At 75.5% G+C, this 13,560-nt stretch carries 8 protein-coding genes and 1 pseudogene; 4 read left to right on the top strand and 5 right to left on the bottom strand.

The features are described from left to right. Positions 1-21 precede the first annotated feature (21 nt). The 3 genes from O7604_RS10970 to eccCa all read right to left on the bottom strand — a co-directional run bounded on the left by O7604_RS10970 (position 22) and on the right by eccCa (position 6,197). Positions 22-816, bottom strand: a complete 795-nt coding sequence (locus O7604_RS10970; RefSeq protein WP_281579558.1) for a phosphatase PAP2 family protein — start codon at positions 814-816, stop codon at positions 22-24. A 40-nt stretch (positions 817-856) separates the two neighbouring features. After that, on the bottom strand, positions 857-2,170 hold the full coding sequence (gene mycP / locus O7604_RS10975) for a type VII secretion-associated serine protease mycosin (protein WP_281579559.1): 1,314 nt from the start codon (positions 2,168-2,170) through the stop codon (positions 857-859). A gap of 88 nt (positions 2,171-2,258) precedes the next feature. Next, the gene (gene eccCa, locus O7604_RS10980) at positions 2,259-6,197 is read right to left on the bottom strand and encodes a type VII secretion protein EccCa (protein ID WP_281579560.1); all 3,939 of its coding nucleotides are present in this window, start codon (positions 6,195-6,197) and stop codon (positions 2,259-2,261) included. Between the two features lie 106 nt (positions 6,198-6,303). On the opposite strand from eccCa, the gene eccD reads away from it, so the two are divergent. Then, positions 6,304-7,686: a type VII secretion integral membrane protein EccD gene (eccD, locus tag O7604_RS10985; RefSeq protein WP_281579561.1), complete on the top strand. Its 1,383-nt coding sequence runs from the start codon at positions 6,304-6,306 to the stop codon at positions 7,684-7,686. 55 nt (positions 7,687-7,741) lie between these two features. On the opposite strand, the gene O7604_RS10990 is transcribed toward eccD, so the two are convergent. Then, the gene (locus O7604_RS10990; protein ID WP_013288994.1) at positions 7,742-8,248 is read right to left on the bottom strand and encodes an inorganic diphosphatase; all 507 of its coding nucleotides are present in this window, start codon (positions 8,246-8,248) and stop codon (positions 7,742-7,744) included. 412 nt (positions 8,249-8,660) lie between these two features. Between O7604_RS10990 and dacB the strand changes: the two genes are divergently transcribed. The 3 genes from dacB to tilS all read left to right on the top strand — a co-directional run bounded on the left by dacB (position 8,661) and on the right by tilS (position 12,321). After that, positions 8,661-10,139 (top strand): D-alanyl-D-alanine carboxypeptidase/D-alanyl-D-alanine-endopeptidase, encoded by a 1,479-nt coding sequence (gene dacB, locus O7604_RS10995; protein ID WP_281579945.1) that lies wholly within the window; start codon positions 8,661-8,663, stop codon positions 10,137-10,139. Between the two features lie 66 nt (positions 10,140-10,205). Next, a complete protein-coding gene (locus O7604_RS11000) occupies positions 10,206-11,273 on the top strand; it encodes a zinc-dependent metalloprotease (protein ID WP_281579562.1) in 1,068 nt (355 codons plus the stop codon). 118 nt (positions 11,274-11,391) lie between these two features. Next, positions 11,392-12,321, top strand: a complete 930-nt coding sequence (tilS, locus tag O7604_RS11005) for a tRNA lysidine(34) synthetase TilS (RefSeq protein ID WP_281579946.1) — start codon at positions 11,392-11,394, stop codon at positions 12,319-12,321. A gap of 279 nt (positions 12,322-12,600) precedes the next feature. Here the strand turns inward: tilS and O7604_RS11010 are convergent. Continuing rightward, positions 12,601-13,557, bottom strand: a pseudogene (locus O7604_RS11010) (helix-turn-helix domain-containing protein); the annotation flags it as partial. Positions 13,558-13,560 lie beyond the last annotated feature (3 nt).

The raw sequence follows: 13,560 nt of genomic DNA on the forward strand, positions 1-13,560 counted from the left end.
TGTACCCCGGCGCGGGTCCGGCTACGCCCGGTCGCCCTCCGGCCGCTGGTCGGCCAGCTCCGGCTCGACCCCCTCGCGGAGCGGACGGGCGGAGGACCGCCCGGATCCGCCGCGCCAGGTGGCGAACGCGGCCGCTGTCGCGGCCACCACGGCGGCCCCGAGCACCCAGCCGCCCACCACGTCGCTCGTCCAGTGCACGCCCAGCGCGATCCGGCTGAGCCCGGTCACCACGGTGACCAGCAGCGCCGCCGTCCAGAGCGCGACCCGGCCCCGGCGGCTGTCCCGGACGAACGGCAGGAACACCAGCAGCAGCACACCCGCCGCCAGCGTGGCGTTGAGCGCGTGACCGGACGGGAAGGAGTAGCCGGCGGCCCGGGCCACCGGGTCCAGCAGATCCGGCCGGTCCCGCCCCACGAGCAGCTTGAGCAGCGCGCCGAGAAGCCCGCCGGCGACCATGGTGACGACCACCCAGATCCCCAGCCGGGGCGCGCCGCGCCGGACCAGCCAGACCACCAGCACGACCGCTGCCACCCGCAGCGGGCCGGGCCCGAACACGTGCGTCCAGACCGTCATCACACCGACCCAGGCGGGATGGTCCTGCGCGTACCCGTGGAACGCGTCGGCGATCGAGGCGTCCAGCCGCAGCAGGGGCGGCCAGGCGCCGAGCACCAGCAGCGCGATCAGGGCGAACGGCACCAGCACCAGGAACGCCGCGACAACGGTCAGGGTGAGCCGCAGGCCCAGCGAGTGATCGCGGTCGAGGCGGCGGCTCCGCCACGACCGGTGCGCGACAGTCGCCCCGGTGGTGGTGTCCATGGAGCTTCCCCTACCCACCGGAGGGCAGGATCAGACCGGTTCAGCGACGGGCCTGCCGGAACCGGCGAACCATCAACGCGGTGCCGGTGACGAGCGCGACGAACAGGGCCAGGCCGGTCCAGAGCCGCTCCGGGGCGGAGGCGTCCGTCTGCCCGGCCGGCCGGGCGGTCCAGCCGTCCGAGGAATGCCCGAGCGGGTCGCCGCCCCGCCCCGCCGCGGCGGCCCGGGTGTCCCGCCCGTCGCCGGGTGCCGGCCCGAAGCCCACCACGCCCGGGGAGGCATTGTCGTCGAGCGGGTTGTGGCCCACCGCCGGCACATCGCCGGTGAGCGCGGCCACCGGGTCGACCAGGCCGTAGCCGAACCGGTCGTCACGGCCGGTCGGGCCCAGATCCCGGGCGGTAATGATCAGTCGGTTCACCACGTCCCCGGCCGGCATCTTCGGATACCGCGCGCGGACCAGGGCCGCGGTCGCGGCGACGAGCGGCGCGGCGAAGCTCGTGCCCTGCACCCGCCAGTAGCCTCCCGGCCGGGCGCCGTAGAGCCCGGTGGCCGGAGCGCTGAGCACCGTCTCGTGACCCGTGATCGAGCCGGACCAGAGGTTCTCGCTGGTCCGCTCCAGCCCGGCGACCGCCAGCACACCCGGCTCGCGGGCCGGGTACCAGACCTCGGTGGTCGTCGAGGTGGCCAGGTTGCCGGTGCAGGCGACCACCACCACGTCCCGGGCGAACGCGTAGTCGAGCGCCGCGGCCAGGGACGGGTTGTCGCTGCTGCCGCCGAGCGACAGGTTGACCACGCGGGCACCGTTGTCGACCGCCCAGCGCACCGCCTTCGCGATGATCAGCGCGTCGTCGTAGCGGTTCTCGGCGTCGAGGACCCGGACCGGCAGGATCTTGGCGTCCGGCGCGAGCCCCACCACGCCCCGGTCGTCGTCGTTGCGCCCGGCGATCAACCCGGCGACGGTGGTGCCGTGCCCCACCGGGTCCGGGCCGTCCGAGCCGTCCGGCGTCACCAGGTCCAGGCCCGGAAGCACCTGGCCGACGAGGTCGGGGTGGGTGCCGTCCACACCGGAGTCGATCACCGCGACCACCACGCCGCGCCCGGTCGAGGTGCGCCACGCGGTCTTCGCCCGCAACTCCTCCAGTTGCCACTGCTCGTCGCGTACCTGACCGGTGCGCGGCAGAAGGTCGGGGGCCACCCAGGGACGCGCCACTGTGGCCGGGGCGGCGGGCGCGGCGTGTGCGGGCGGCGCCAACGGACCGGCCACGGTGACGAGTGCCGACACGGCGGCCAGCAGCGCGCGTCCGGCGAGACGCCGGGGCGGCCCTCCGGGCGGTCCCTGCCGATCCCCTGTCACATTCCCCAGCCGTTCGGTCGCGTCAGACACATGCTGCACGGAGATTACCGGTTGTCCCGACCGTCACGGGGCAACTCCGCGAGGCGGATCACCCGGGCGGGAGATGCGCCAGCTGCACCAGGCGCACCCCCTCCCGGCGCGTCACCAGACGCGCCCGGCCCGGGGGCAGCGGCCCGGCCTTCACCTGACCGACGAGCGCGCCCTCCTCCGGACCGCCCGACATCACCAGGCCGGCGGTGGACAGCTCGCGCAGTCGTTGCACGACCGGCTCGTACGCGGTCCGCCCGGCACCGCCGGTCCGCCGTGCCAGCACCAGGTGCAGCCCGACGTCCCGCGCGTGCGGAAGGTGCTCCTCCAGCGCCCGCAACGGGTTCGTCGGCCCGCCCGCCACCAGGTCGTAGTCGTCCACGAGCACGAACAGCTCCGGTCCCTTCCACCACGACCTGCTGCGCAGCTGCGCCGGGGTCACCTCCGGCCCCGGCTGCCGCCCCTGGAGGTAGCCGGCGGCCGACTCGATCAGCTCGGCGGTGTGCGGTGCGGCAGTGCCGTACCCGATCAGGTGCGGGGTCTCGATCACGCCCATCAGGCTGCGCCGGTAGTCGACGAGCATCACCCGGGCCTGCTCCGGCGTGAACCGGTTGACGATCGAGGTGGCGAGTGCGCGCAGGAACGACGACTTGCCGCACTCGGCGTCGCCGAAGACCAGGAAGTTCGGCTCGGTGGCGAAGTCCAGCACCACCTGGGACAGGTCCGCCTCGGCGACGCCGATCGGGAACGCCAGCCCGCTCGTCGCGTGCTGGTCCAGTTCGGCGTACGGCAGCACCGGTGGGAGCAGCCGCACCCGGGGTGCCGGCGGGCCGGTCCACGCGCCCGCGACCGCCTTGACCAGATCGGTGGTCTCCGCGCCCAGCGCCTCGACGCGGGGTTCGGCGGTGAGGAAGTGCAGTCCGCCCGCGGTGATGCCCCGGCCCGGACGCTCCTCCGGTACCGTCGCCGCCAGCGCGCGCTTGACCACCACCGAGTCGGCCGGGTCACCCAGGCGCAACTCCAGGCGGGAGCCGAACAGGTCGCGGATCGCCGGGCGGAAGTCCGACCAGCGCAGCGCGGTCGCCACCACGTGCACCCCGTACGCCAGACCCCGGGTGGCGAGCTCGGTGACCAGCGGTTCCAGGTCCTCGTATTCACCCCGCAGCGTGTTCCAGCCGTCCACCACGAGGAACACGTCCCCGAACGGGTCGGGTGCGCCCGCCGCCCGCCGTCGTCGCCACGCGGCCATCGACTCCACACCGGCCTCGGCGAAACGCCGCTCCCGCTCGGCCAGCAGCCCGGCGACCTCGCCGACGGTACGGCGCACGGCGGTGCCGTCGGTCCGTCCGCTGACCCCGCCCACGTGCGGCAGGTCGCGCAGCGTGCCGAGCGTCCCGCTGCCGAAGTCGAGGCAGTAGACCTGCACCTCGGCCGGGGTGTGGGTGAGCGCGAGCGCGCAGACCAGCGTGCGCAGCAGGCTGGACCGGCCGCTGCGGGTGGTACCGACCACCGCGACGTGCCCGGCCGCGCCGTCCAGCGCCAGCCAGAGCAGGTCGCGCCGCTGCTCGAACGGCTTGTCCACCACTGCCACCGGCACCTGCAGCGACCCGTGCAGCTCCGGATTGGCCACCGTCAGCCCGCGTACCGGGTCGGTGCCGACCGGGCCGAGCAGCTCGTCCAGGGCGGGGGAGGCGTCCAGCGGCGGCAGCCACACCTGGTGGGCGGGCGGGCCCTGCCCGGCCAGCCGGTCCACGAGCAGGTCGAGCAGCGTCTCCCCGTTGTCGTCCTCGGCCGGCGGGGCGACCGGCGTCGGCGGCTCCGGCACCGGGACCAGGTGGGTGGAGAACGCGAGCACGCGTGCCTCCCCGGTGCCGGACGCGCCCGCCGCGCCGCCGCGGCGGCGGACCGCGCCGGAGACGTACGCGGCCTTGAACCGGACCAGCGGGTCGGTGCCCGAGCGCAGGTAGCCGTGCCCCGGGCTGCGCGGCAGTTCGTGCGCGTCCGGCACGCCCAGCACCGTCCGGGACTCCAGCGCCGAGAACGTCCGCAACCCGATCCGGTACGACAGGTGCGTGTCCAGCCCGCGCAGCCGCCCCTCCTCCAGCCGCTGGCTCGCCAGCAGCAGGTGCACCCCGAGCGACCGGCCCAGCCGGCCGATCTGCACGAACAGGTCGATGAAGTCGGGCTTGGCGGACAGCAGCTCGGAGAACTCGTCGCAGATCAGCAGCAGCGACGGCAGCGGGGCCAGCGGCGAGCCGGCCGCCCGGGCCCGCTCGTAGTCGCGCACGCTCGCGAAGTTGCCCGCCCGGCGCAGCAACTCCTGCCGGCGCATCAGCTCGCCGTTTATCGCGTCCACCATCCGGTCCACCAGCGGCAACGCGTCGGCCAGGTTGGTGATCACGGCGGCGGTGTGCGGCAGCCGCTCGAACGGCGCGAACGTGGCGCCGCCCTTGAAGTCGACGAGCACGAAGTTGAGCTGCTCCGAGCTGTGCGTGGCGGCCAGCCCGAGCACGAGCGTGCGCAGCAGCTCCGACTTGCCCGAGCCGGTCGCGCCGATCAGCAGGCCGTGCGGGCCCATGCCGTCCTGCGCCGACTCCTTCAGGTCGAGGTCGATCGCCCCGCCGTCGGCGCCCACCCCGATCGGCACCCGCAGCCGGTCCCGCGCGGCCCGGGGCGCCCAGCCCTGCTCGGCGGTGAAGCTCTCCGGGTCGCCGAGACCGAGCAGCTCGGGCAGGCCCAGCTCGGCGCCGGGCACCGCGTCCGGTCCGCGTACCGTGCCGGCCAGCCGCAGCGGCGCGAGCCGCCGGGCCACCGCCTCGGCGTCGGCGGGCGCCAGCGCGTCGGCGGCGCCCACCTCGGCGTGCCCCTGGACGGAGTGCGAGTGCAGCCTGCCGTCGACGAGGTCGAGCAGGAGCGCGTACCGGTCGAGCAGCCGGGGCGGCGGGGTGTCCAGGTCGAGCACGGTGACCGCGTCGATGCCGCCGTCACCCGCCAGGTCGGTCGCGCCGGCCAGGTCGCCGCCGTCGAGCACCACCACGACGTGCGGCCCGTCCGTCGCGGTGCCGTGCGGGCTGAACCGGGACCGCGTGCCGAGCACGTCGTCGAGCAGCCGTTCCAGGTCGGCGGCGGAACTGGTGACCAGCCGCACCGGACCCAGCGCGTCGGTACGCGCCGGATGGTGGGCGTGCGGCAGCCACTTCACCCACTCCCACGCGCTCCGGCGTTCCGGCCCGGCGCAGACCGCGATCAGCAGCTCGTCCGGTGCGTGGAAGACGGCGAGCTGGGTGAGTACCGCCCGGGCCAGCGCCTGCGCGGCGGGCGACCCGGCGCCGCGTACCGGGCCGGCCGGGCCGCGCACGAAGACCCGGGCGAAGCTGCGCAGCGACAGCGCCACCGGCAGGTCCGGCACCACCGAGTACGCGTCCAGGAAACGCCGCAGCGCCCCGGCCGTCATCGGTTCCAGCTCCTCCAGCGGGCGGGTCACCGGCGGGACCAGCGGGGTGGCCAGCGTCTGCGGCCCGACACCGACCCGGACCACGGCGAAGTCCGGGTCGCCCGGCCGGCGTTCCCAGACCCGGTGACTGTCGACAGTCGACCAGAGCCGCCCCGGCTCGGGATGGCGGTAGGACAGCCCGGCCCGCTGGGCGCCGGCGGTCTCCCGCACCCGGCGCCGGAGCGTGGCCAGGTGGCGCAGGTACTCCCGGCGGGCGGCCATCAGCTCGGACTTCTTCGGCCCGGCGCTGCCCCAGGTGGTCACCAGCATCGCCAGCGAGGAGAGGCCGAACATGCCGCCCACCACGTACGAGTAGGCCCCGCCGCCGCGGCCGAACATCATCGCCATGGCCACCGTCCCGCCGAGCATCGGCAGCACCATCAGCGCCTGCTGCCAGCGCCCACCCGCAGCGGCGGGGATCTCCGGCGGCGCCTCGACGGGCAGCTCACCGACCGGGATCTCCGGTGCCGGGCGGCGTGGCGGCCGCTTGATGACGACAGTGGACACTCGACCCCTCCCGAAAGTGGCTCTGGGTAACCCGAGCCTGGCTCATCGTAGGTAAAGTCCTCTCGTCCGTCAGCCCACTGTTCCCGCTCGATATGGAGATGCCTCGATGACAAGCGGGCTCGCCCGGGTCACCATCAGCGCGCCCAGGCGGCGGGTCGACGTGGCCCTGCCGGAGCAGGTGCCCCTGGCCGAACTGCTGCCCGAGGTGCTCCGGCACGCCGGTGAGGGACTGGCCGACGACGGGGAACGGCACGGCGGGTGGGTGCTGCGCCGCACCGACGGCGCGGTGCTGGCCACCGCCCAGGCGCTGCTGCCGCAGGGCGTCCGTGACGGCGAGGTGCTGCACCTGGTGCCGGCCCGCGCGCAGTGGCCCGAGTTGGAGTACGACGACGTGGTCGAGGCGATCGTGGACGGCGCCCGGCGACGAGGTGCCGCCTGGTCCGGCCAGGCCACCCGAGCCGCCGCGCTCGCCGGCGCCGCCGTACCCCTGGCCGTCGGGCTGGTCGCCGTGGTCGCGGCCGGGCCGAGCGCGCGCGGCTGGCCGGTCGCCGCGGCGGTCGCCCTGATCCTGGTGCTCGCCGCCACCGCGGCGTCCCGGGCGTACGGGGACGGCCCGGTGGGCGCCACCCTCGGCGGGTACGCGCTGCCCTGGGCCGCGGTGGCCGGTGCCCTGGCTGTCGCCTCCGGCGATCCGGTCGGCCCGATCCCCGGCCTGCGCTGGGTGGGTGCCCCCGAACTCCTGGTCGGCTCGGTGGCGCTGCTGCTGGTGGCGGTGCTCGGCCTGCTCGGCGTGGCCAGCCGGTCCCGCGTCTTCGTGGCCGGGGTGACCGTCGGCGTGGCAGGCGTGGCGGCAGCGCTCGGCGGGCTGGTGCTCGACCCGGACGGCACCGCCGCCGTCCTGCTCGCCGTGCTGGTGTTCGCGCTCGGCGGGCTGCCGCTGCTGGCCATCCGGGTCGGCAAGCTGCCGCTGCCGCCGCTCACCCTGCCCAGCCCGGCGGGCACCCGGGACCTGCCGGACCGGGGCCGGGTGCACGCGGCGGTGGCCCGCGCCGAGGAGGTGCTCACCGGGATGCTGCTCGGCCACGCGGTGCTCGCCGTCGGCGCGGTCGCGGTGCTCGTCTGTATCGGCCGGACCGCCGGGCTGCTGCTCGCCGCCGTCGCCGGCGGGGTGTTGCTGCTGCGTTCCCGGCTGTTCGTGGCGGTACGGCACCGGGTGCCGGCGATCGTCGCCGGGCTGGCCGCGTTCGCCCTGCTCGGCGTGGTGCTGGCCGAGCGCGCCGGTCCGGTTGCCCGGCTCGCGTTGACAGTCGGCGGGCTGGCCCTGGCCCTGACGGCGGTCACCGCCGGGGCCACGTACGCCCGGCGGCCGGTCTCCCCGTACCTCGGCCGGCTCGCCGACCTGACCGACACCGCGCTGGTGGTCGCGGTCGTGCCGGTGGCCTGCGCGGTCCTCGACCTCTACGACCGGGCCCGCGACCTGCTGGCCTGAACACGCGGAGGCCCGGGTCGCGAAGCGCGACCCGGGCCCCCGGCAGGTGTCAGCGTCAGTGCAGCGTCTCGCCGCGCTCCTCGGCCTCCTTGGCACGCCGGTACGAGGCGGCGATCTCCGCCTCGGCCTCGACCCGGCCGACCCAGGTCGCGCCCTCGACCGACTTGCCCGGCTCCAGGTCCTTGTAGACCTCGAAGAAGTGCTGGATCTCCAGCCGGTCGAACTCGCCCAGGTGGTGGATGTCGCGCAGGTGCTCCTGACGCGGGTCCTCGTAGGGCACGCAGAGGACCTTGTCGTCGCCGCCCTTCTCGTCGGTCATCCGGAACATGCCGATGGTGCGGCAGCGGATCAGGCAGCCCGGGAACGTCGGCTCGGGCACCAGCACCAGCGCGTCCAGCGGGTCGCCGTCCTCACCCAGGGTGCCCTCGATGAACCCGTAGTCGGCCGGGTACTGCGTGGAGGTGAAGAGGGTGCGGTCCAGCCGGATGCGGCCGGTCGCGTGGTCTACCTCGTACTTGTTGCGGTGACCCTTGGGGATCTCAACCGTGACGTCGAAATCCATCTTCCACGCTCCCTCGTTTGCCCACGCTGGCTAACGGAAACCAGCGGCTCACCCCCGGCGCGGGGTGAACGCCCCCCGTCGGCTCCGGCCGCCGCATAGTGTTCGGACCGAAGTAGTGTCGCCCAAGGCGATTTCGAGCGGGGAGGAGGGGGCCGTGGGGAGGGAAGATTCACACTACCGCCCCGACAGGGTTGACGGGCGCGGGTCCGCGGGTTCCGGTTCCGGCGGGGCCACCGGACGGGTGTCCGTCCCGGGGGCGAACGTGCCTCATCGTCCCTCTCCGGCCACCGGGTCCGCCCGCGTCGGCCCGCCGCACCACGGCTCCGCCGCACCGCACCACGGCTCCGGTCCGGCGAGCGGCTCGGCCCGCCCGCCGCACGACCTGACGGCCCCGATCCCGGTCAGCCCGCCGGTGCCACCGGCCGGCGCCGCGCCGCCCCCGGGCCGGCCGCGACGCGGCCGACGGCTGGTCGCCGCGCTCGCCTGCGTGCTCGTGCTGGCCCTGGCGGTGGCCGGGCTCGCCGTGCTGCGTCCCGGCCCGGTCGCCGGCTGGCTGGGCGACGACGACGGTACGGGTACGGCGGTCGCCGCGCCGCCCGAGCCCTCCCCGCAGGCCGTGTTGGCCGGGCCGGACGGCAACGCCCCGCTGCCCACCGAGGCCGGCATCCGCGCCGCCCTGGACCCGCTGGTCCGCGCTGCCGCGCTCGGTGACCGGGTGCACGTGTCGGTGGCCGACGTGAGCACCGGCCAGGCGCTCTACGGCAGCGGCCAGGACACCCCCACCGTGCCCGCCTCGGTGACGAAGCTGGCGACCGGCGTGGCGGTGCTCGCCGCCCGGGGCCCGGCCCACCGGATCCCGACCCGGGCGGTGGCCGGAGCGAACCCGGGCGAGGTGGTCCTGGTCGGCGGCGGTGACCCCACGCTCGCCGTGGACAAGAACGGCTTCTACCCCGGCGCGGCCCGGCTGGACGACCTCGCCGCGCAGGTGCGCGACGCGCTCGGCGGCACCGCCCCGACCAAGGTGATCGTCGACTCTTCGCTGTTCAGCGGCCCCGTCTTCGAGCCCGGCTGGGACTCCGACATCCCCACCGGCGGCTTCGGCGCGGCGATCACCGCGCTGATGACCGACGGCGCCCGCAAGGACCCGGCGGAGGCGCGGCGCACCGCCGAGGAGACGAACCACGCCGCCGAGCGGGTGCCGCAGCCCGACCTGACCGCCGGCCGGCAGTTCGCCAAGCTGCTCGGCCTGACCGGCGGCGCCGCCCAGGTCACCCGGGGCACGGCGCCGGCCGCGTCCGGCGCCTCGGGTACGGCCCCCGGCGCCGAGCTGGGGAAGGTCGAGTCCCTGCCGATGATCCGGCTGGTCGACATCATGATCAGCGACAGCGACAACGTGATCGCCGAGGCGATGGCCCGCCAGGTGGCGCTCGCCAAGGGCAAGCCCGGCTCGTTCGCCGGCGGCGCGGCGGCCACCGACCAGGTCCTCGGCGAGCTGGGCCTGCCGGCCGGTGAGATCAGCCTGGCCGACGGCAGCGGGCTGTCCCGCACCAACCGGATCAGCCCTTCGCTGCTCACCGACCTGATCACGCTCGCCGGCAACGGCAGCCACCCCGAACTCGCGGCGATCTTCGGCGGCCTGCCGGTCGGCGGCTGGTCCGGCACGCTCGACGAGCGCTACCGGGCGGCGGCGACCCGCGCCGGAGCGGGCGTCGTCCGGGCCAAGACCGGCACGCTGAGCGGCGTCAACGCGATCGCCGGCACGGTGACCACCGCCGACGGACGGCTGCTCACGTTCGCCGTGCTCACCGACCGGACGCAGGGCTCGCTGGACGACACCCGGGCGGCGCTGGACCGGATCAGCTCCGCGCTGGCCGGGTGCGGCTGCCGCTGACCGACGACCGTCGATCGGTCGGCGCGAGCCCGGGTAGGGGTGTTCCGGCGCGGGTACGGTGGGTTCATGGCGCAGTTCGTGGACTGGGATCTGGCCGCCGCGACAGCGGGGGCGCTGAGCAAGTCGGGCCCTCGGGTGTCGTACGCCGAGGCCACCGACGTGGTCGGCGACCTGCGCCGGCTGACCGACGAGGCGGCGGGTCACGTCGCCGACTACACCGGCCTGCGTGCGCAGGTCGCCCACCCGCCGGTACGCGTGGTCGACCGCCGGGACTGGGCGGCGGCGAACATCGCCGGGCTGCGTGAGGTGGTCTCCCCGCTGGTCGAGCGTCTCTCCGGCGACAAGCGGCCCGGCGCGCTCACCGAGGCGATCGGCTCGCGGGTCACCGGTGTGCAGGCCGGCACCGTGCTGGCGTACCTCTCCGGCCGCGTGCTCGGCCAGTACGAGGTCTTCGCCGGCGACCCCGGCCAGCTGCTGCTGGTGGCGCCGAACATCCTCGAGGTCGAGCGGAAGCTCGGAGCCGACTCGCGTGACTTCCGGCTCTGGGTGTGCCTGCACGAGGTCACCCACCGCACCCAGTTCACCGCCGTGCCGTGGATGCGCGCGTACTTCCTCGGCGAGGTGCAGGCGTTCGTGGACGCCTCCCAGGGTGGCGAGCACCTGCTGGAGCGGCTCCGCCGCGGCGTCGCCACGCTCTCCGACGCGGTCAAGGACCCGGAGAGCCGGGCCAGCGTGCTGGACATCGTGCAGACCCCGGCCCAGCGCGCCGTGCTGGACCGGCTGACCGCGCTCATGACGCTGCTCGAGGGCCACGCCGAGTTCGTGATGGACGGCGTCGGCCCGCAGGTCATCCCCAGCGTCGAGTCGATCCGGGCGGCGTTCAACCGCCGCCGCGAGTCCGGCAACCCGCTGGAGAAGGCCATCCGCCGGCTGCTCGGCATCGAGGTCAAGATGCGCCAGTACGCCGAGGGCCGCAAGTTCGTGCACGGCGTGGTCGACCGGGTGGGGATGACGGGCTTCAACAAGATCTTCTCGTCCCCGCTGACGCTGCCCCGCCTGGACGAGCTGGGCGACCCGGATGCCTGGGTGTCCCGCGTACACGGGCCCGCCGGTGCCACCCCGCCCGTCGGCTGATCCGGCTGGTTCGGTCGTGCGGGGCGGTCCCGTCGGCCCGGCTGATTCCGGCGCTCGGTCGCGTCGCTCGCCGTCGCCCGCTCCCGCCGTCGCCGCCGTGCGGCTCGCCGTCCGCCGGATGCTGCCCGGCCTGCCCGGCGGCGGCCCGGTGCTGGTGGCCTGCTCCGGCGGTGCCGACTCGCTCGCGCTCGCCGCCGCCGCCGCGTTCGTGGCACCCCGGCTCGGGCGCCCGGCCGGCCTGGTGACAGTCGACCACGGCCTGCAACCCGGGTCCGCCGACCGGGCCGAGGCGGTCGCCGGTTGGGCCCGTGCCGAAGGGCTCGACCCGGTCGAGGTGCTTCCGGTACGGGTGGACGGCCGGCCCGGCGGCCCCGAGGCGGCCGCCCGCGAGGCCCGGTACGAGGCGCTGATCGCGGCCGCCCACCGGTACGACGCAGCCGGGGTGCTGCTCGGGCACACGCGCGACGACCAGGCCGAGACCGTCCTGCTGGCGCTGGCCCGAGGTGCCGGACCGCGCGGGCTGTCCGGAATGCCGGAACGGCGCGACGTTGACGGGGTGCCCCTGCTGCGTCCGCTGCTCGAGGTCCCACGCGCCGACACCCGGGCCGCCTGCGCCGCGCTCGGACTCGACCCGTGGGCGGACCCGCACAACGCCGATCCGGCGTACGCCCGCGCCCGGGTCCGGGCCGACGCGCTGCCCGCACTCGTCGAGGCGCTGGGGCCGGGGGTGGTGGCCAACCTCGCGCGTACCGCCGGACTGCTCGCCGCCGACAACGCCGCGCTCGACGCGCTCGCCGACGCCGCGCTCGCCGACGTCCGGGCCGATGGCGGCGGGCTCTGCGTCGCCGGGCTCGCCGGGTTGCCGGCCGCCGTGCGTACCCGGGTGCTGCACGCCTGGGCCCGCGAGCTGGGCGCGGCGCCGGCCGCGCTGTCCCACAGTCACGTGGCAGCGCTGGACGCCCTGGTCACGGCCTGGCACGGACAGGGCCCGGTGCATCTGCCCGGCGGCCACCAGGTGAGCCGTCGCGCCAACCACCTGACCCCCTGACCGGTGATCCAACCGGTTCGCGCCGCCACGTCGGGGAGGTGGCGGCATCAACCACGCCCTGATGCCACCACTCCCGCCCCGCCTCGCCCACCCCGCCCGACCCGGCGGTGATCAAGGACTTTGTGTCCACTTCACACCGCCGGCAGCCCACAAACCCCTTGATCACGGGTGCGGCGCGGGGAGCGGGCCCACCCGGGAGCGGTGATCATGAGGTTGGCGGGGAGGAAACGGACGAAAATCGCGGTCAACTTCATGATCGCCCGGGGCGGGCCGGGGGTGGGGGGTCTGGCGGTCTCGGAAAGTGGTGCGGTAGGCCAGGGGGGTGGTGCCGACCCGGCGGGTGAAGTGGTGTCGCAGCGCCGCCGCGTCGCCGAAGCCGGCCTGCTCGGCGACGCCCTCCACGCTCAGCGTGGTGTCCTCCAGCAGCTGCCGGGCCAGCAGCACCCGCTGGTTGGTCAGCCAGTCGTGCGGGGTGGTGCCGGTCTCGGCGCGGAACCGGCGCGCGAACGTCCGCGGGGCCATCCCGGCGCGCGCGGCAAGCTCGTCCACTGTCAGCGGCCGGCGCAGGTGCCCCATCAGCCACTCCAGCACCGGTTCCAGGGTGGCGGCCTCGGGCGCCTTGGGGATCGGCGCCTCGACGTACTGCGACTGCCCGCCGTCGCGGTGCGGCGGAACCACCATCCGGCGGGCCAGCCGGGTCGCCACCGCGGAGCCGTGCTCCTGGCGTACCAGATGCAGGCAGGCGTCGATGCCGGCGGCGGTCCCGGCGCTGGTGAGCAGCCGGTCGTCCTGTACGTAGAGCGAGTCGCACTGGACCCGGGCGGCCGGGAAGCGCCGCTGCAGTTCGTCGGTGTACCGCCAGTGGGTGGTGCAGTCCCGCCCGTCGAGGACGCCCGCCTCGCCGAGGACGAACGCGCCGGCGCAGACGCTGAGCAGCCAGGCGCCCCGGTCGGCGGCGCGGCGCAGGGCGGCGAGCACCGGTTCGGGTACCGGGGTGCCGTCGGCGTGCGCGGGTACCGCCACCAGGTCGGCGTCCCCGACCGGGCCGAGGTCGGCGGTGGGGGTGAGCAGGAACCCGGACCGGCTGCGGACCGCGCTGCCGTCGGCGGTGCACACGTCGAACCGGTATTCGGGGAAGCCGTCGGCGGTGCGGTCGGTGCCGAAGACCTCGGCGAGCACGCCGAGTTCAAACGCGGCGACCTCGTCCATGGCGATGACGGCGACCGTACGGAGCATGTG

The organism is Micromonospora sp. WMMA1947 (assembly GCF_027497355.1).
In the GTDB taxonomy this organism is placed as follows: Bacteria; Actinomycetota; Actinomycetes; order Mycobacteriales; family Micromonosporaceae; genus Micromonospora.